The sequence below is a fragment of the Caballeronia sp. INML3B genome (genome assembly GCF_023631305.1).
In the GTDB taxonomy this organism is placed as follows: Bacteria; Pseudomonadota; Gammaproteobacteria; order Burkholderiales; family Burkholderiaceae; genus Caballeronia; species Caballeronia turbans.
Window position 1 is genome coordinate 23,881 of record NZ_JALQDI010000048.1, and the last position, 18,893, is coordinate 42,773.

General features: G+C 61.2%; 18 protein-coding genes and 1 pseudogene. 8 read left to right on the top strand and 11 right to left on the bottom strand.

Going from position 1 to position 18,893, the window contains the following annotated elements:
* Positions 1-454 precede the first annotated feature (454 nt).
* Together NCS58_RS21780 and NCS58_RS21785 are read left to right on the top strand one after the other, a co-directional pair.
* On the top strand, positions 455-1,381 hold the full coding sequence (locus NCS58_RS21780; protein WP_086961581.1) for an aldo/keto reductase family oxidoreductase: 927 nt from the start codon (positions 455-457) through the stop codon (positions 1,379-1,381).
* A 167-nt stretch (positions 1,382-1,548) separates the two neighbouring features.
* Complete coding sequence (locus tag NCS58_RS21785) at positions 1,549-3,156, top strand: acyl CoA:acetate/3-ketoacid CoA transferase (RefSeq protein WP_061121442.1); 1,608 nt, start codon at positions 1,549-1,551, stop codon at positions 3,154-3,156.
* Between the two features lie 290 nt (positions 3,157-3,446).
* Here the strand turns inward: NCS58_RS21785 and NCS58_RS21790 are convergent, their stop codons facing one another.
* From NCS58_RS21790 to NCS58_RS21835, 10 genes are all read right to left on the bottom strand, one after another.
* Complete coding sequence (locus tag NCS58_RS21790; protein ID WP_061121441.1) at positions 3,447-4,262, bottom strand: IclR family transcriptional regulator; 816 nt, start codon at positions 4,260-4,262, stop codon at positions 3,447-3,449.
* Between the two features lie 24 nt (positions 4,263-4,286).
* On the bottom strand, positions 4,287-5,090 hold the full coding sequence (locus NCS58_RS21795) for a shikimate dehydrogenase (RefSeq protein ID WP_061121440.1): 804 nt from the start codon (positions 5,088-5,090) through the stop codon (positions 4,287-4,289).
* On the bottom strand, positions 5,087-6,709 hold the full coding sequence (locus tag NCS58_RS21800; protein ID WP_061121439.1) for an acyl CoA:acetate/3-ketoacid CoA transferase: 1,623 nt from the start codon (positions 6,707-6,709) through the stop codon (positions 5,087-5,089). The genes NCS58_RS21795 and NCS58_RS21800 overlap by 4 nt, the downstream gene beginning before the upstream one ends.
* A 69-nt stretch (positions 6,710-6,778) precedes the next feature.
* On the bottom strand, positions 6,779-7,630 hold the full coding sequence (locus NCS58_RS21805; protein WP_061121438.1) for a fumarylacetoacetate hydrolase family protein: 852 nt from the start codon (positions 7,628-7,630) through the stop codon (positions 6,779-6,781).
* 27 nt (positions 7,631-7,657) lie between these two features.
* The gene (locus NCS58_RS21810; RefSeq protein ID WP_250477560.1) at positions 7,658-8,371 is read right to left on the bottom strand and encodes a hypothetical protein; all 714 of its coding nucleotides are present in this window, start codon (positions 8,369-8,371) and stop codon (positions 7,658-7,660) included.
* A 43-nt stretch (positions 8,372-8,414) separates the two neighbouring features.
* Positions 8,415-9,209: an enoyl-CoA hydratase/isomerase family protein gene (locus tag NCS58_RS21815; RefSeq protein WP_061121436.1), complete on the bottom strand. Its 795-nt coding sequence runs from the start codon at positions 9,207-9,209 to the stop codon at positions 8,415-8,417.
* 22 nt (positions 9,210-9,231) lie between these two features.
* Positions 9,232-10,083, bottom strand: coding sequence for an ABC transporter ATP-binding protein (locus tag NCS58_RS21820; RefSeq protein ID WP_061121435.1), 852 nt, complete (start codon positions 10,081-10,083; stop codon positions 9,232-9,234).
* Entirely contained in the window at positions 10,080-10,604 is a 525-nt protein-coding gene (locus tag NCS58_RS21825) for a MaoC/PaaZ C-terminal domain-containing protein (RefSeq protein WP_250477561.1), read from the bottom strand. The genes NCS58_RS21820 and NCS58_RS21825 overlap by 4 nt, the downstream gene beginning before the upstream one ends.
* Positions 10,605-10,629: 25 nt before the next feature.
* Positions 10,630-11,574, bottom strand: coding sequence for an ABC transporter substrate-binding protein (locus tag NCS58_RS21830; protein WP_250477562.1), 945 nt, complete (start codon positions 11,572-11,574; stop codon positions 10,630-10,632).
* A 133-nt stretch (positions 11,575-11,707) separates the two neighbouring features.
* Positions 11,708-12,574 carry an ABC transporter permease gene (locus NCS58_RS21835; protein ID WP_061121432.1) on the bottom strand — a complete coding sequence of 289 codons (867 nt, stop codon included), beginning with the start codon at positions 12,572-12,574 and terminating at the stop codon, positions 11,708-11,710.
* 609 nt (positions 12,575-13,183) lie between these two features.
* On the opposite strand from NCS58_RS21835, the gene NCS58_RS21840 reads away from it, so the two are divergent.
* The 5 genes and pseudogenes from NCS58_RS21840 (at position 13,184) to NCS58_RS21860 (ending at position 16,655) form a co-directional block, all read left to right on the top strand.
* Entirely contained in the window at positions 13,184-14,278 is a 1,095-nt protein-coding gene (locus NCS58_RS21840) for a LacI family DNA-binding transcriptional regulator (RefSeq protein ID WP_061121430.1), read from the top strand.
* 58 nt (positions 14,279-14,336) lie between these two features.
* Positions 14,337-14,550: pseudogene (locus NCS58_RS21845) on the top strand (integrase); the annotation flags it as partial.
* Positions 14,551-14,631: 81 nt separating this feature from the next.
* Positions 14,632-14,838, top strand: a complete 207-nt coding sequence (locus tag NCS58_RS21850; RefSeq protein WP_409241437.1) for a transposase — start codon at positions 14,632-14,634, stop codon at positions 14,836-14,838.
* 106 nt (positions 14,839-14,944) lie between these two features.
* Positions 14,945-16,354, top strand: a complete 1,410-nt coding sequence (locus NCS58_RS21855) for an MFS transporter (RefSeq protein WP_250538879.1) — start codon at positions 14,945-14,947, stop codon at positions 16,352-16,354.
* A 73-nt stretch (positions 16,355-16,427) separates the two neighbouring features.
* Positions 16,428-16,655 (top strand): hypothetical protein, encoded by a 228-nt coding sequence (locus tag NCS58_RS21860; RefSeq protein WP_061121429.1) that lies wholly within the window; start codon positions 16,428-16,430, stop codon positions 16,653-16,655.
* An 11-nt stretch (positions 16,656-16,666) separates the two neighbouring features.
* Here NCS58_RS21860 and NCS58_RS21865 read toward each other — a convergent pair whose 3' ends face one another.
* Positions 16,667-17,467, bottom strand: a complete 801-nt coding sequence (locus tag NCS58_RS21865) for a TetR/AcrR family transcriptional regulator (protein WP_061121428.1) — start codon at positions 17,465-17,467, stop codon at positions 16,667-16,669.
* Between the two features lie 200 nt (positions 17,468-17,667).
* Here NCS58_RS21865 and NCS58_RS21870 point away from each other — a divergent pair, with 200 nt between their 5' ends.
* Positions 17,668-18,879: an FAD-dependent monooxygenase gene (locus tag NCS58_RS21870; RefSeq protein WP_061121427.1), complete on the top strand. Its 1,212-nt coding sequence runs from the start codon at positions 17,668-17,670 to the stop codon at positions 18,877-18,879.
* Positions 18,880-18,893: the final 14 nt, after the last annotated feature.

The following is an 18,893-nucleotide window of genomic DNA, read 5'->3' on the forward strand; positions in this document are numbered from 1 at the left end:
TTGCTTGTCAACATTGATCAAAAATCTTCAGGCAGGCCATATTGGCGCATCACTCGAGCAACTGGCTTGTGATTGGCTGCAAGGCCGCGAGAAGCGAGCCATCCCCTGATGGAACGGGACGCGGGCCGCTGATAATCAATGAGCTCTCGCTGTCCCTCACGAAACGCAGGCGCGGCAATTTTTCAAGAAGGTCGATTTCCGTCGTCAGCTGCCCGACCTTTCTATCGAGCGTGGAAATCTTCGCCTCATGTGTCTCGATACCACGGCCCGATGGAGCCGGAGGATATCTGATACACCGGACGGCGAATGTAACCGGTATCATTTCGCGACACGATACACAGCGTCTGCTTGTAGGGAATCTCCCTACACAGCCCGTTTTCCAGCTTTGCATGAGCCACATTAAAGTAAGGTCCTATCCGGTTTCATCCTGAAACCGCACACACAAGGGGGTCAAATGAATGAAGAGGCAAGCGCACCTGCCGAGAAGCGAAGCCTGGACACACTGGCCGCTATCGGCTGTTCGAAGGTTGTAGCCGGATTGTGGCGCGTTCGCGAGTGGAACATGTCCGCCGCTCTACTGAAACGCTACGTGCAGGAAAGCATGACGCTGGGTGTCACGACGTTCGATCACGCCGACATCTATGGCGGCGGCGAAGTCGAAGCGCTTTTCGGCGATGCGCTGACGCAGACGCCGTCGTTACGCGACAGAATGCAGATCGTCAGCAAAGCGGGAATCAGGCCGCGCGGTTCCTCTGCGGGTGCCGTCCGGGTCAAACACTACGATACGAGTCGCGCCTATCTGCAAGCAGCAGTCGAACGCTCCTTGCAGCGTCTGAAGACCGATCATCTCGATCTGTTTCTCATTCATCGCCCGGACCATCTGGCGAACAACGACGAGATCGCCGACGCGGCAGAAAGCCTCATACGGCAGGGCAAAATTCGCGCGTTCGGCGTTTCGAATTTTACGACGCGACAGTTCGATTCGCTTCGCGCCAAAGTCCCGCTCGCGACCAACCAGATCGAGTTCTCCCCTTTCGAACTTCAGGCATTGGACGATGACGTTTTTACCGGGCTGTCATCGGCATCGGTGTCGCCGATGATCTGGTCCGCGCTCGGAGGCGGACGTCTTTTCTCCGAGACCGACGAACTCGCGCTCCTGCTTCGCCGCGAGTTGACTACATTGGCGGAGAAATACAACGCATCCTCCTGGGTTTCGATCGTCTATGCGTGGATCTTCACGCTCCCCTGTGCGCCCTACCTGCTCGTGGGTAGCCGACGCGTGGAGTCGTTGCAGCAGGCGCTTGAGGGTCTTCGCATCGGGTTGAGTCGCGAAGACTGGTACGCAATCCTCGAAGCCGCGCGCGGGAAACCTGTTCCATAAGACATCGGTGCCGGCAAGAAACCAGCGCTGTTACGGCCTCAAATCGCTACAGAAATGCCAAACCCGAGATTACCCCGATGGAGCGTCATCAACAGTGAGACCATAATGAGACCGGTTACATTGTTTAGGGCAGGTCCGCCCGCCCTTGGTCCGAACCGAGAAACACCATGCAACGAATCACCCCTGACGAAGCAGCGAGCCTGGTGCGTACGGGCGACACTCTCCTGATCAGCGGATCGGGCGCCGGGCATGCCGTACCCGAGGCATTGCTCGCGGCAGTCGGACAGCGGTTCCGCAACGAACAACAGCCGCGCGGCCTGACATCGATCAGCGTAGTAGGAATCGGAGACCGTATCTCGCTGGGCGCCGATCATCTCGCACAGGTCGGGCTGATCAAGCGCGCCATATCGGGCGCGCTCATCGATTCGCCGGGCCTGTTGAAGATGGCTGCAAACGATCTGATCGAGGCCTACACGCTGCCGCAGGGCGTCCTCTCGCAGCTTATGCGCGAACTGGCCGGCGGACGGCCGGGATTGATCACGAAAACGGGCTTGCATACCTTCATCGATCCTCGCCAGCGAGGTGGCCGACAAAGTCCGAGGACGGAAGAACAACTCGTCGAACTCATTCACCTCGACGGCGAAGAGTGGCTCCGCTTCAAACCGCTTCCCATCGATGTTGCGTTTCTCCGTGGCACCACAGCCGACGAGGACGGCAATATCACCATGGAACAGGAGGCCGTGCTGGGCGAAATGCTCGCCATGGCACAGGCAACGCGCCGTGCTGGAGGCGTGGTCGTCGTGCAGGTAAAAAGAATGGCACGCAGCGGCACGTTGCCGCCCAAACACGTCAAGATTCCGGGCATTCTGGTGGATTTCGTCGTGGTCGAGGCCGAACAGCGACAGACCTACGCCACCTACTACGATCCGAGTTATTCGGGCGAATTGCGCGTGCCAGTTGCCGAGATCAAGCCCATTGCGTTCGGCCCGCGCAAAGTAATCGTGAGACGGGCGGCGATGGAACTGTATCCGTCCGCTATTTGCAATCTCGGCGCCGGAGTCTCGACGGGCTTGTCGACCGTCGCAGCCGAAGAAGGATTGCTCGATGCCGTCGTGCTGACGAATGAACAAGGGCTGATTGGAGGCGCGCCCATCACGGGCCGTGACTCGGGCGGAGCGCAGAACTTCGCCGCCATGATCGAGCAGACGTCACAGTTCGATTTCTACGATGGCGGTGGCCTCGACCTCGCCTTTCTCTCCTTTGCGGAAGTGGATGCGCAAGGTAACGTCAATATCAGCCGCTTCGGCGACAAGATCGTCGGGGTGGGAGGCTTCGTCAATATCAGTCAAAACGCGAAACGCGTGATTTTCAGCGGCACCTTCACGGCCGGCGGTCTGGAAGTGCAATGGACGCATGGCCGCGCGACTGTCATTCGGGAAGGTCAGCATCGCAAGTTCGTGAGCGCGCTCGAGCAAATTTCCTATAGCGCTGCATTCGCCAGACAACGCGGAAACTCCGCTTTGTTCGTGACGGAGCGGGCCGTGTTCCGGGCTGGAGAGGCGGGGCTTGAACTGGTCGAAATTGCGCCGGGCATCGATCTCGAGCGCGATATCTTCGGGCAAATGGCATTCAGGACGCCCGTCGCTTCGGATGTGCGGGAAATGGACGTCCGACTCTTCGGCACGGGCCTCATGGGTCTCGCCGAGGACATGTCACGTAAGGAGCGACGCTATCGCTCCGAGCGGGTTGCCGAATGGTCCCGCACGCATGGCTGACAGGTTCGCCAACTTTCACGCTTCAGCGGAAGTTGTCTCGAGACGATCATTGAAATCGGGTAAGGCGCGTGATCAAGTCCATTGAAGCCCTAAACGTTAAGCCTTTAGGGGTTGCGGGCGTGAGGAAGAACTCGCGAAGGCCGTTGTGTCGCTGGCAACGGGATGTCTTCCGTTCAGTACAGGAGAGGCCATTCATATCGATGGCGGGCTTCACATCCATCGTGTCTGACTTGTTCGCAGCATGACCGGATTGGCGGCTTCTTAGCCTAGACCCGTGGGCTTCCGCTAGCTCACGCAGCGATCATATTGCTCGCGGTCGCCAACTTGCTGGAACGCGTACGCAGCGGCCAGAAGGACGCCAGTTCCGTCGCGGCCTGCATGACCAACGGCGCCATCTCGGCGATACGGCTTTCCGTCATGCGCGCGCTCGGTCCCGCCACGCTGACGACGCCCAGCGCCGGGCCGCCGCTCGGTGGACGAATGGCCGCCGCTATCGCGCTCACGCCCGGCTCGCCTTCGTTCAGCGCGATACCGTATCCGCGATTCCTCGTCGCCTCGATCTCTTGCAGAAGCGCGTCCAGCGAACGGATGACGTTCGGGCCGTACTTCTCGGCATCGCCGAATCCCACACGCAGCACATTCTCCGCCGCTTGCTCGGTGGCCAAGGTAGCGAGCCATGCCTTGCCCGTGGCCGTCGCGTGCAGCGGCACGGTGTTGCTGCCCAGCGTGGGTTGATAAAGCAGGCCGCCCGTTGCGCCCTGCGCGTGCGCGACCCATGTCAACGAGGACCCGTCGACCACCGCCAGTCGCACAAACTCGCGGGACTGGCCCGCGAGACGATCGACCAGCGGCTGGCAGATATCCGGGATGCCTGTGGCGACGAAAAATCGCTGCCCCAGGATGGCGAGCCGCATCGAGAGTCGATAAAAACCGGTCTCCGCGTCCTGTTCGGCCCATCCGAGATCGACCAGAGTCGCGAGCAATCGATGGGCACCACTCTTCGGCAGATCCAGTCGCGTTGCGATCTCACCGAGCGGCATCGTAACAGCACCGTCCGCGAGCAATTCGATGATGTCAAGGCAGCGCTCTGCGGGAATATGAGCCATAAGATTACCGGTCAAAAAAAGAAACTACGTGCGTGCGACGAAGAAGTTCATGATGGCGTCGATCTGGCCGGAATGCATATCCCGGCCATCCGCCCACTGACAGCCATGATCGAGCGCCGCCTGAATGAAGGCGGTCGGCGACGAGGACAAGACGACATCGCCCATCAACGTGTCTGAAGTCACCGCACCCGGATCGCCCGGCAGGCCGTCGCCCGAACGCATGCCCACAGGCGACGCATTCACGATCATGTCGATATCGCTACGATCGTCGCTTGCGGTCTGCACATCGCACTCGGGAAACACCTTCGCCAACGACGCAATGAGCGATTGCGTCTGCCGCGGGTCCAGATTGACGATCCGAATCGATTGCACGCCGGCGTTTGCGAGCGCGCATGCGATAGCGCTTCCCGCCCCGCCCGCGCCAAACTGCAGCACGCGCCGGCCGCGAACGCGCGCGCCCTTCGCAAGAAGACCTCGAACGAAGCCTTCGCCGTCGAACATGTCGCCTGTCCAGGAACCGTCGGCCTCGCGCCGCAACGCATTGACGGCGCCAATGCAGGAGGCCGTCGGGCCGAGGCGGTCCGCGAATGCCGCCACGCGCGCTTTCAAGGGCGCCGTGACAAGGAAGCCATCGAGGTTGCCCAGAGCCATCAACGCGGGAATGATCTCCGCACATCGGTCAGCGGGCACTTGCATCGGAACCAGAACGGCGTCGATGCCTGCGGCCGCGAACTGCTCGGTGTACACCTGCGGCGAGCGCACCTGAACAATCGGATCCCCGACGATGCAAAACAACCGGGTCTTTCCCGTGATGGTAGGCGCGCTCATCGCTGGGCGCCTCCAGCGCGGGAATTATGCCATTTCGCAACGCGCTCGGATCGGTAGCGCCTTGCCTTGCCATGTACGTCCGCGCCAAGCCCCATGAGAGCGGGATTGAAGATTCGCGCGTCCATTTCCTTGAGCACCTTCGACACAGCCGGTCTGAATCCCATGTGCGCAATCACGTCGCGTTCCACATCGACGCCCGGTGCAATCTCGATCAGCTCGAGCCCATGCTCGCCGATCGTGAATACCGCGCGTTCGGTGACGAAGAAAGCAGTTTGACCCTTCGCGCGCGCCATCGACGCGCTGTAGCAGATCTGCTCGAGCTTCGGCACGAATTTCTGATGCCGCCCCTCCTGCCTGATGATCGTGCGGCCCTGCTCCCAACCCACGTCGAGATCTCCTGCGGTCAAGGTGCCGCTGAAGACCATGCATCGGGCGTTCGCACTGATATTGATGAAGCCGCCCACGCCGATGATCTTGTCGCCGAATCGGGACACGTTGACATTGCCCTGCGCATCGACCTCTGCGAACGAAAGGAACGCGACGTCGAGTCCGCCGCCATCGTAGAAATCGAACTGCGCGGGCTGCTCGATCATGGCGGCGAAATTCTGGCCGCCCCCGGAATCCCTTCCGGTGATTGGTGCGCCGCCGATGATCCCCTGTTCGTTGGTCAGATAAACCGCGTCGAGCAAACCTTCCTCGGCGGCCACGGTGGACAGGCCCGTCGAAATTCCCGCGCCGAGATTGCAGATCGCGCCCGGGAAAAGCTCCATCGCTGCGCGTCTGACAATGACTTTACGGGCGCCGAACGGCAAAGGCTTGATGCCTTCCACCGGAATCCGCAGTTCGCCGGAGTAGCTCGGGTCATAGTACGTCGCGTAGGTCTGCCGCTGCTCGGCATCCACGACCACGAAATCCACCAGAATGCCGGGGATTTTCACCTGCTTGGCCGGCAAGGTTCCGCGCTTGGCCATCCGCTTGACCTGAACCACGACGATGCCGCCCGCGCGGCGCGTCGCCTGCGCCATGGCGAGCATTTCGCCGAGGACCGCTTCCTCCTCCATCGTGACATTACCGTCTTCATCTGCCGTCGTCCCGCGAAGGAATGCGACGTTGACCGGCACGGGCTTGAAGAAGAGCCACTCCTCGCCCGCGAGATCGACGACTTCGACGAAGTCCTCCGGCGTACACGGGCTCTGTCGCGCACCTTGCTGGCGCGGATCGACAAACGTATGGAGTCCCGTCTTGGTCAGGAGCCCGGGGCGCCCGGCGGCCATGTCGCGCATCAACTGCGAGAGGACGCCTTGAGGAAGCGTGTAGGCTTCGATCTTGTTTTCGGCGGCCAAATGCACCAGTCCGGGCGAGTCGACCAGCGCGCTCGTGATCGCACGACGCAACAAGCCCTCGTGCGCCAGATGGCTTGCGCCCAGCGCCGCGCGGTCTCCCACGCCCACTACGCTCACGGACGTGAGTCCCTGCGGCTTGCGTTCTTCGAGAAAGCGCCGCTCCACGGCTGCAAGCAACGCCTCCGGCACCGAATGCCCCCCGCCCGATCCGCTGATGAGGATCGCGTCCCCGTCCTCGATCAGCTTCGCCGCTTCATCTGCAGTTATTCTTTCCATGATCCGCCCAGTCTTTCGTGGTCACTCGACGTGCGCGGCCGCCTGCTGCGAAGCGGCCCGCAAGGTCGATCACTGTTCGCCCCAACGCAGAACGCGCTGTTCCTGCACACCGAGCCCGTCCACGCCGAGCCGCATGACGTCGCCGGGCTTCAGATAAGCCTCCGGCTTCATGCCCAGGCCGACGCCCGGCGGTGTGCCGGTGGTAATGATGTCGCCCGGCTGCAAGACTACGTACTGACTCGTTTCGGAAAGAATCTTCGCGATCGAAAAAATCATGTCGCTGGTCGACGAGTTCTGGATGCGCTTGCCGTTCAGTTCGAGCCAGAGCCCGAGGTTCTGCACGTCAGCGATTTCATCGGACGTGACGAGCCACGGACCGATGGGGCCGAAGGTGGGAAACATCTTTCCTTTCTGCCACTGGCCGCTTCGTTCGAGCTGGAACTCGCGCTCCGACACATCGTTGCAGATGAAATAGCCCGCGATGTAATCGAGCGCCTCGGACTCCTCGACATAGTGAGCGCGCTTGCCGACGACGAAGGCAAGCTCCACTTCCCAGTCGGTCTTAGTCGACCCTTTGGGAAGGAGCACCGGATCGTTCGGACCCGACACGCAGGACGGCGCCTTGCTGAAGATGATGGGATCCGTCGGGATCGGCGCGTTTGTCTCGATGGCATGCTGAACGTAGTTCAGGCCGATGGCCAGGAACGTCCCGGGTTGCGCGATGCACGGCCCAAGACGCGTATCGGCTGCGACGACCGGAAGGCTCTGCACGTCGATCTCTTTCAACTGCTGAAGGCCATCGCCCGCAAAAAACGCGGGATCGAAATCCTTGCAACGGTCGCCGAGGTCGCGAATCTGACCTTGCGCGTCAATGATGCCCGGGCGCTCCTCGCCGGGTTGCCCGTGTCTTACCAGTTTCATCGCAGTCTCTCTTGAGTGGTCTAGCGTTCAAATGTCTGCCGGAGCATGTGCCAGCCGGCAGATCTCCAACGAATAAGTTGTGCCGTCGGGGCGCACCGTCACACCGAGCGATTCGAGCTTCCGGGCGTCGAGAAGATCACGGGCGCTTTCGGCCGCTTCCGGTGTGGTGGTTTCGACGAGTACTACCCAGGCGGGCACGTCGAACTCACGCGTGCTCGACTCAGCGGTGTCGATATGGCTGCCGGATTGATCGGCCATGTAGAGATGGCAGGCGACGACGCTCGTCAACGCAGCGGCACGCGGAAACACCTCCGTGCAGAGATATGTCTTCATCGCTTCGGCCCGCGCCGCGGGCACATCCAGACGCAATGCGAGCACATGACCGCCGCTACTCGACCCGACCGAGTGCACGATTCGGCATACCGCTCTGGATGTGTTTCGGAAGTAGCGCAACGTATCGACCGTTGCGGGCGTCGGCGCGTTCAGACGTTCGAGATAAGCCGGCGACACCACCACGTTCAGATCGACCGCCTCGTACATGGTCAGCCACTCGGGCGAGTGACCCGAGCGGACATACCGGCGTCCGCGTCGGAAGCCAGGAATCGAAAGCCTTTCGGGGATGTGCTCCTTGTCATGCCACTCATAAAACTGCTCGCGGCCTTCGGATACCACATCGTTCCAGACGAGAACTGCGCCGTCGCCCAGCAAGGCCGAGTCAGCGGCCTGCGCGTTTTCGGTCATGCCGATTTCCAGGTTCGTAACACTCATGATCTTTGCTTAAGCCTTAATGGCCCTTGAACGACGGTGGGCGCTTGGAGAAGAACGCATCCACACCTTCATGCAGGTCTCTGCTGTCGAATATCTTCTGGAGCGCCACGGTCGACATCGACAGGCCCGCATCGAGCGGGAAATCTTGCGCGGCATCGACGAGTTCCTTGGCGAGGCGATTCGACACCGGCCCTCGCGCGGCGATGGTTCCCGCAAGTTCGAGCGCGGCATCCAGCGCGGTTCCGTCATCTGTCACGCGATCGACCAGACCCCACGACAGCGCCTGCGCGCAATCGATGGTTTCGCCTGTGAACAACATCAGCTTGGCTCGCGCCGGGCCGACTAGGCGCGTGAGTCTCAGCGAACCGCTACCGGCGAGCCCGCCCAGACGCGATTCGGTCAGGCCCATCGCCACGCCGTGTCGCGCCACGCGCAGATCGCAAGCCAGGGCGAGTTCGAGACCGCCGCCGAGCGCTGCGCCGTCGATCGCCGCGATAGTCGGCATCGGCAGGCGCGCCAGTTGACGAAGCACCATGTCTTCGAAAAGGATCTTCTTTTCACTGGCCTGTTCGCGAACGCGCGCGAATTCCTTGATGTCGCTGCCCGCGCAAAAGGCGCGCGACTGACTTCCATGCAGAATCACGCAACGGATATCGGCCATCGCGGACACTGCCGAGAACGCCTCGTTCAACTCGCGCAACAAACCGGTCGTGACCAGATTCAGCGGCCCATGACTAATCCCCACGGTGGCGATAAAACCGTTCACCTCGGTCGTGACCAACCGGCTGACGTGTTCCGTTGCTGTGCTCATGTCGTCCTGTCGTTTGCCAGATTTACGATGCGGCCGATGTAGCCTTAGGCACCTCGATGCCGTGCAGCACGCCCATGCGTTCGAAATGCCCATAGATGCGGTCGACGTAGGCCGCAAATTCCGGCGCGTCGCCCAGCACAATGGGACGCGGCCGCGGCAGATGGACCGTAATCTCGTCGACCACCTCACCGGGATTCGGGCTCATCACCAATATGCGGTCTGACAACCCCACCGCTTCTTCCACGCTGTGCGTGATGAAGACGACGGTCGGGCGGCGACGCAGCCACAGCGCCTCAAGGTCCATCCGGACCTGAAGCCGGGTCAATGCATCCAGTGCGCCGAACGGTTCATCCATCAAAAGGACGGACGGATCGTGAACCAGCGTTCTGACGAGCGAGACGCGCTGCCGCATACCGCCCGACAACTGCCGCGGATACTTCTGCATCGCATGCGTCAGACGCAATTGCTCGAACAGATCCTTTGCACGTGCCTCGATCTTCTTCTTCGGCAGGCCGCGGATGTCGGCCTGCAGCATCACGTTTTCGAGCGCCGTTCTGAATTCGAGCAGCAAATGATCCTGAAACGCGATCCCGACATCGGTGATCGGCTTCGTCACCGGCTTGCCGTTGACCAGAATCTCGCCCTGACTCTGCCTGAGCAGACCCGCGATCATCAGCATCAAGGTGCTCTTGCCGCATCCGGAAGCGCCGACGATGGAGACGAACTCGCCCGGCTGGATGTCGATATTGATTTCCTTGAGCGCCTGAAACGGCTTGTCGCTGTCTTCGCCGAAGGTCTTGGCGACGCGTCGAATACTGATCGGTACGCCGGACTTCGTCGCAGTGTCCCGCTGTTCTGCAACCTGATTACTCATGACTTCCGCTCCTCGCCGCTCGCGGCGGACGAATTACTTGCTGCGACAGCAGAAAGGGGAACCTTGGACACCAGCAAAGCTTTTTTGCCCTTCTGAACGACCCGGTTGTCCTGATCCACGACCGAGACATCGAAGGTCGCGATGGCTTGCGTCGGCCGCGACTTGCTCTCGCGAAGCTCACTGATCTCGTAGTTGACGAAGATCGTGTCGCCGACAAAGATGGGGTTGAGAAACTTCCATTCGTTGATCCCGAGAAACGCGATCGCGGTTTCGCGCAACTCGCCCGTGCGCGCCCACATCAGGCCGTGCGCGTAAGCGAGCCCGAGCATGCCGTGCGCGACGCGGCGGCCGAACTGGCTGGCTTGCGCGTACACATCGCTCGTATGAAGTTCGGAGAAGTCGCCTGTAAGGCCTGCGAACCCGACCAGGTCCGCATCCGTGATCGTTCGTCCGGGGCTGCGAAATTTCAATCCGACTTCGAGGTCCGAGTAACGCAGTCCCATGTTTCGCTGTTCAGTCATGACGGTCCTTTAGTTACTTCTTTAGTCACTTGCACGCACGCATGGCCGACGTCGGCGGAAGGAAATCGTTCGTGTAATACGACTTCGGGTCGCGACCCGCGGGCAACAGACCGACCTGCGACAAGAGATCCTGCGTCTTCACCCACTGCGCGTCTTCCGCTTTACCTACGTACTTCGCGCCGCCGCTGCAAAAGAGCGGCGTGATGGCCGCAAGCTCTGCTGTCGCCGTCTTCTCCGACAGATTCGGGAAGACCGCCTTCAGATCCTTGATTGCCTTGGCCGGGTTATCGAGCGCGAAGCTCCAGCCTTTCAGGCTCGCAGCAACGAACTTCTTGACCACCTCGCTGTTCTCCTTGAGATAGGTTTCGTTCGCGAAGATCGACGTGCTGACGGTCGGCACGCCGTAGTCCGCGAAGCGAAAGTTGGTCAACTGCGCGCCTTGCGCTTCCAGCTGAATCTGATACGAATCGATCGATCCGAGGATCGCGTCGACTTGCCCTTGCAACAAGGTCGGAACCATGGACGTCAACGGCATGTTGATCAGGTTCACCTCCGATTCCTTCAGCCCGTTCGCCTTCAGGAAAAGCGGAAGCATCGTCGTTTGAGACGAACCGGACGGAACGCCCACCTTCTTGCCTTTGAGGTCCTTGATCGAGTTGATATTCGTCTTCTTCAGCGCCGAGACTTCGTTAGGGTTGGATTGATAGACTGTCGAGATGACCTTCATCGGCGCGCCCTTCGCGATGAGCTGACTCACCGCGACGGCATCGGCGTAGGCCAACTGCACGCGATTCGCGGCCACGAGTTGAGCTGTATTGCCCGATCCATTGCCTTCGATCAACGTGACGTCAAGGCCCGCTTCCTTGTAGTAACCCTCGGTCAGCGCCGCGGCAAACCCCGCGTTCGAGCCCCCTGCGACCCAATTCAGCTGGAATGTGACAGGCGTCGCTGCGACGGCGGTGGCACTCACTCCAAAAACCAACGCTGACGACACAGCGCTTGCGGCCAGCGTGCGGCTGATAAAACGAAGCATCTTGTTAGTCTCCAAAGGTGTTGGTGTTGGCCACGGCGACATCGGGCCAATCGCTCTTTCGTTCTCGACGTCAGTTTTTATCGCGCTGCCAGGGTGTCATCGCCCATTCGGCGAATTCGACGATGTAGTTGATGGCAATGCCGATAAAGGTCAGCACGGCAATCACGGCGAAGGTCAGTCCGATGTCCATCGTGCTGGTCCCTCGGAGCAGCACGTAGCCCAAACCCTTGTTCGCTCCGACGAACTCGGCGACGATCGCAGCCGTTGCGGCGATGGTGGCGGACGTCTTGATGCCGGAGAAGATGACCGGCAGCGCTGAGGGAAGGCGCAGATAGCGAAAGGTTTGCCACGAGCTCGCGCCCATGGATTGCGTCAGATAGAGCAGACGATTGTCCAGAATCTGAAAGCCGCTGACGCTGGCCAACAGCAAAGGGAAGAAGGTCATGAGGACGGTGAGCAGCACCTTCGACTCGATGCCGAAGCCGAGCCAGACCAGGAACAGCGGCGCCACTGCGATCTTCGGCACGAGCTGGAGAAACATGAGCGGCGGATAAACCACCTGTTTCGCAAGCGGCGACAGCGCGATGACGAGCCCTACCGGGATTGCAGTCACTATCGTCAATCCGAAGCCCCAGACAATTTCCGTCACCGTGACGATCGAATTGCTCCAGAGCTGCGGATATTCCTCGACGAGTCGTGAAAAAACCAGCCCGGGACCAGGCATGACGTACGCGGGGATGTCGAAGAGGCGCACCGCCGCCGCCCAGATTGCGATGATGGCCACGAAGGTCAACGGTGGAAGCAGATTCCAGCCGAGCCGCTTGACTTTGCGCATTCCGGCGGACGGACGTGCTTTGGGACGTTCGGCCGCTCCGGGTTGCCCTCCGTTTCCGCCTTGCAGGCCATCGACCTGCCGCGACGATAACTTCATTGACATCTGTGTCTCCTTCCGCGAGTGAAGTGCAGCGATAGTTCAAGCATTCTCGTGCGCGCCGATCCGATCAGCGTCTGGTGCCTGTAAGACACCAAGATACTACGACGTTCGTTGATTGAACTCTATTCAATCTTGAATGAAAGCTATGTAGGGGGTTTCCCGCATCGTGGTGTAACCCGCGCGAGCATTGGACCGATGTCCTTCCTACAGGTATACCCGGATGTCGAATACGGCTGGATCCTTTGAACCTACTTTGGGCCCGACGCGGTCACCGCGCGACGTCGCGAGAATGGATCCCAGCAGCGGCGAGCAAACCGCTTAGCGACACTTCTGTTATTTCTGTTCTGTTTGTCGCGAGGGGGCCGATCAGATGTTTCACGGATCTCAAGAGTCGTTGTCTCTTCAGATCGAGGGGCCCCGCTATCAATAGGTCTACTACGTACATGATCGAAAGAAGCATTTCTTTGCATCGAAGGTGCACTGCCGCTCATCGTCAGAAAACATCGCCGAGGCAATGAATCGAGGCGGGAAAAGTCTTCGCTTAATGGCGGAGTAACGAGGAAAGGCGTTGATATAATCGATGATCTCGCGCGAATCCGACCATCCCCACGCATGGCGAAGAGCAAACTAATATCAGCGGAAGCGGCCGAACCCCACGCGGCCGCAAAGCGCTCGCGCACCTCGGGGGTGACCTTGCGGGACGTCGCTCGCTTTGCCGGCGTGTCGTCGGCGACCGTTTCCAGAGTGATGAACAATCCAACGGTCGTCTCGGACGAGTTGCGCTCGCGAATCATGGTCGCGATCGATCATCTCGGCTGGGTGCCGCACGCCGCAGCGCGAGCACTTGCAACTCAACGGACCGGAACAATCGGGGCAGTCTTCCCAACGTTGGCCAATGAGCATTTCGCTTCAGCCATACAGGCACTCCAGGAGTCACTCGAACAGGCTGGATACACGCTTCTGCTCGGTTGCTCGGAGTACGACCTCGATCGGGAATATCGACAAGTCAGAACCATGCTCGAACGCGGAGTCGATGCCGTCGTACTGGTGGGCGAAGCTCATCATCGAGATCTGCAACCCCTTCTATCGCAGCGTCAGATTCCGTTCGTCAACACATTCGTTTATCGAGAAAACAGCGACGCGCTTTGCGTGGGTGTAGATAACTACCGCGCATTCTTCGACTTCACGACTTATCTTGTTGGTCTGGGGCATCGCCGTTTTGCGATGCTATCGCAGCACACCGATACCAACGATCGCGCGCAGGCCCGACGTGAAGGGGTGCGCGATGCGCTTGCAGAGCACGGATTGGGAATATCCGCCGCTCACATGGTCGACGGCGTGTGGGGCGCGCGCGTCGGGCGACAACTCTTTTCGAAAGTGATGAACACGCCGCAGCCGCCGACCGTGGTGATTTGCGGCAACGGTTCGTTTGCAATGGGCGCAATGCTGGAAGCGATGCATCAAGGCTACAAGATCCCCGGCGACCTGAGCCTCGCCGGATTCGACGATTTTGAGCTTATGTCCGAGCTACCGATACCGATTACTACCGTCCGTGTCCCGAGCGCCGCAATCGGAACAAATGCTGCAAAGATGATTCTTTCCGAGCTTTCAGAACCAGGTACCGCCCGAAGCGTTGAATTGGAGGCCGAATTAATCGTGAGAGCGTCATCGGGCGCACCGCCGAAGGCCCAGAAGAAGCGTACTTGAGCACTGCTGCTTCGCCTCTTCGTCGCCGCTGAACGAAACCGCTCGCGCGGTAGAGGCGCGCTCACCTGACATGGCCACTGTCGAGGACCTGCGGCGCTACCGACTTTATCTGGTCGGCCACGGCACATCGGCCGTGTCGCTGACCACGCGATCACCGGCCTGAAGTTCTTCTTCACAGTCACGCTCGACCGGCCCGAGTTGATGGTCAGTATGCACCCGTGCACGTGCCCCGCGGATTGCCCGTCGTACTCAGCCGGCGCTTCCTCGAAGCGCTCGAAGTGGCCCAGCGGCACGGCGAGCTGCAGTTCTTCGGCGAGTACCGGTCTCGCTAGACCCGCCACCTTTGCCCGGTGGTGGCGCCGCTACGTACCTGCGAATCGGTGGTCTACGCCAAGCGCCCGTTCGCCGGACCCAAAGCGGTGCTCGGGCACCTCTCACACCAGACGCACCGCGTCGCCATCTCCAACCAGCGCCTGATCGCCTTCGATGGGCGTGGCGTGACCTCACGCCCGTCTCTTATTTTTTTCCCGATTGCGTTTATTAATTGTATATCCATATAATAAACTGCGTCGAAACCGGTGAGCCCCCGCTTCGCGCAGTTCCGGCATCTGGCCGGCCTGGTGGCATTCATGGACGGTGTGAGCCGTCGACAACGAGGAGTTGTTCATGTCGCAAGCAGAGCTTCAATCCGGCCCGGCCTTTCCGCCGCGGGCGGAGCATCCATCGGTTTCCGATCGCGGCGATGCGTGGAGCGGGGACGTGCCCGTCGAAGCGTTCATCGACGCACATCGCTTCTCGCGCTTCCAGTGGGTCTTGATGGGCGTGTGCTTCCTGATCGTACTGATCGATGGCATGGACACCGCGGCCATCGGTTATATCGCGCCTGCGCTCGTCAGGGGCTGGGGCATCTCGAAGGCTGCGCTCGCGCCCGTGCTGAGCGCCGCGCTCTTCGGTCTCGCCGCAGGCGCGGTCATCTCCGGCCCTGCCGCCGACCGCTTCGGGCGCAAGAGCGTGCTCATCGCCGCGACGGCCTTCTTCGGTGCGATGAGTCTCGCCACCGCGTTCGCGGGCTCCATCGAGTCGCTCGTGACGCTGCGCTTTCTCACCGGCATCGGCCTTGGCGCGGCGATTCCGAACAGCATCACCCTGGTCTCCGAATACGCGCCGCAGCGCAGGCGCGCGATCATCGTCAATACGACGTATTGCGGCTTCACGGTAGGCGCAGCGCTCGGCGGCTTCATGTCGTCGTGGCTGATTCCGGCGTACGGCTGGCATAGCCTGTTCGTGGTCGGTGGCGTGCTGCCGTTGATCCTCGTGCTCGGCGTCGTGTTCTGGGTGCCGGAATCCGTACGCTTTCTCGTGAAGCAGGGCGCGTCCAAGGAAAAAATCGGTGCGCCGCTCGCGAAAATCGCGCCGCTCGATCTGTCGGGCGTCCAGTCGTTCCGCCTGTCCGAACGCATGCAAACGCACGCGAAGACGTCCGTCGGCGCGATTCTCTCCAGGGACTTTCTCACCGGCACGATCATGCTGTGGCTCACGTACTTCATGGGCCTCGTCATCTTCTATCTGCTGATGAGCTGGATGCCGCTCCTGATGAACGAAGCGGGCTTCACGCCCGAACGCGCCGCGCTGCTGACCGCGCTCTTCCCGCTCGGCGGCGGCATCGGGACGGTGGTGTCCGGCTGGCTGATGGATCGCTGGAACGCGAATGTCATCGTGATGCTCGGTTACCTGCTGACTGCGGCGTTCATCTTCGTGGTCGGGCAGGCGATCGGCAGCGTCGGCCTCGTCAGCGCGCTGATCTTTCTCGCCGGCACGACCATGAACGGCGCGCAATCGTCGATGCCCTCCCTCGCCGCCATGTTCTACCCGACACAAAGCCGCGCGACCGGCGTCTCGTGGATGTACGGCGTCGGGCGCTTCGGCGGCATTGCGGGCGTCGCGCTCGGCGGGCTGTTCGCGCAATGGAAGCTCGGCTTGCCGGGGGTGTTCGCGCTGCTCGCGGTGCCTTCGGTGATCGCCGGCCTCGCGCTCTTCGTCAAGCTGAAGGCGCATCCGGCGACCGGGCAAATGTGACCATCGCGGACCGTCCTTATCGCGAGCGGTCCGCTTTCCACGCTTCAATCAACGCAACGACAGGAAGTAAGAGATGAGCCAGGAACTCGAAGTCTTGACGGGCAAATTGCATGGACTCACTGCCGCGATCAGCGTGATCGCCGCCGCGCTGCCGCAGAGCGCATGCGTCGATGTTCAGGAGACGCTGCGCGACATGATCGGCGAAACCGCAAGCGCGGACTTGCCGCAGGCCGCGCTCACGTCGATGCACGCAACGCTCACGCACGTGATCGAATCGATGGAAATCGGCCTGCGCCGCTGATCGACCGTGTTTCAGGCCGCCCGCGGGGCCCGGGCGGTCTTCGCTGCTTTCACCGTTTTCTTCGCGGGGGCGTCCGCCGTTTTCTTCGCGCGGCTCGTCTTTGCAGGCTTCGTCGCCACGCTCGCCTGCGCCTCCAGGCCGCCGACGATAAAGCTCGTCAACTGCTCCAGCGTCTCGTTCGCGTCCCACGGATCGCATGCGCCCTTGGCCAGCATATCGAGCCGGTGCGTATCCGAGAAAGCGTACAGATAGGCGCCGATCATCGCGGTCACGCGCCAGTAAAGGTCTTTTTCAGGCAGGCCGGGCAACGCAGTGCGCAGGGCTTCGACGTAGGCATCGGTGGAATCGCCATAGGCCGTGCTGCGCAGGCTGTAGGAGATCTCGGGCGGTTCAGTATGCAAACGCGCCTGAAGGCGGATGAATGCGCGGCCGCCATCGGACTGGCGCAGCGCGACCAGCGGCTGCAAGAACGCTCGCACGATGTCACGCACGTCCGGCTTCGCGCCGCCATCGCCCAGTGCGCGCAGAAGATTGACCCGCTCTTCCGACACCAGCGTGGCGCGGCGCAAAAAGACCTGCTCGAACAGCTGCTGCTTGGTGCCGAAGTAGTACGTGATCAGCGCCTGCGTGACGCCGCACGACGCCGCCACTTCCTTGAGCGACGTGCCCGCGTAGCCGCGCTGCGAGAAATCGACTTCGGCGGCATCGAGGATGTTCTCGCGCTGGTTCACGTTGCCCGCCGGGCGGCCGAGCCGTTTGCGTCCGGCCGAATCTCCGTGTGCGCGAGCGTGGGTAGTCTGGTCTTTCGTCATGCGGGGCCGTCTTGCGTTGAATGGAAGGCCGCTCGATGCATGCGGCTGCGGTCGCCGCATATTTTACGGTCGTTCAAACGCCTATCCCTAATTTCCTTCAGCAGTCACATCGCCACACGTCCGCCGTTGCATTTATTTATACGGCCATATAATATTGATCGCGCATCTACACGGATTCACTTTTCAGGAAGGACGAGACCATGAGCAGAACACTTCGCGTCGGCGTGATCGGCGGCGGAATCGGCGGCATCGCCCTCACGGGCGCGCTCGCGCAGCAAGGGATCGAAGTGCGGCTTTTCGAGCGCGCGAGCGCATTCGGCGAGGTCGGCGCGGGCATTCAGATGACGCCCAACGCGGTGAAGGTGCTGCAGGCGCTCGGCCTCGGCGACGCGCTGCGCGACGTGGCCTTCGTGCCGCAAGCGATCGTCGGCCGTAACTGGGAGACGGCGCGCGAGAACTTTCGCACGCCGCTGGCCGCCGTCTGCCCTGCTCTCTATGGCGCGCCGTTCTATCACGTGCATCGCGCGGACCTGCATCGCATTCTGACTTCGCTCCTTCCTGCCGATGCTGCGCGTCTTTCGACCGGTTGCGTCGACATTCGTCAAGGCAAGGACGGCGCGGTCGCCGTGTTCGACGACGGCAGCGAATTCGAAGCTGATCTGATCGTCGGGGCCGACGGCGTGCGGTCGATCGTCCGCAGCAAGCTCTTCGGCGAGGAGGCGCCGCGCTTCACCGGCAACATGTGCTTTCGCGCGGTCGTGCCGTTCGACGAGATGCCCGACTTCGTGAGCCCCGATTCTTCGTTCTGGCTCGGGCCGAACGCGCACGTCGTGACGTACTTCGTGCGTCGCGGCAAGGCGGTCAACATCGTCGCGGTCGCGGAGACGGAAAAGTGGGTCGAGGAATCATGGAATGCGGCAAGCAGCCGCGAAGAGTTGCTCACGACGTTCGAAGGCTGGCATCCGAACCTGATCCGCCTTTTCGAGCGCGCCGATTCGGTCTTCAAATGGGGCCTCTTCGATCGTGATCCGATGCAAACCTGGTCGCGCGGCAGCGTCACGCTGCTCGGCGATGCCGCGCATCCGATGCTGCCGTTTCTCTCGCAAGGCGCGGCGATGGCGATCGAAGACGGCTACGTGCTGGCGCGTTCGTTGAAAGCGCACGGTAGCGATATCGCGAATGCATTGCGCGACTACGAGGCCGAACGCCTGCCGCGCACGAGCCGCGTGCAACTCGAGTCGCGTGAACGGGGCCGCACGTATCACCTGCCGAGCGCGTTCGCGCAACGCAAGCGCGATCTCATCTACAAGTTCAAGTCGTATCTGAATCCGCAGGCATCGGGCATTCAGGCGAACTGGGTCTATGCGTATAACGCGACCGGCTTCGCACCCCGCGCGCTCACCGCCGCCTGATCACATCAAGAGGT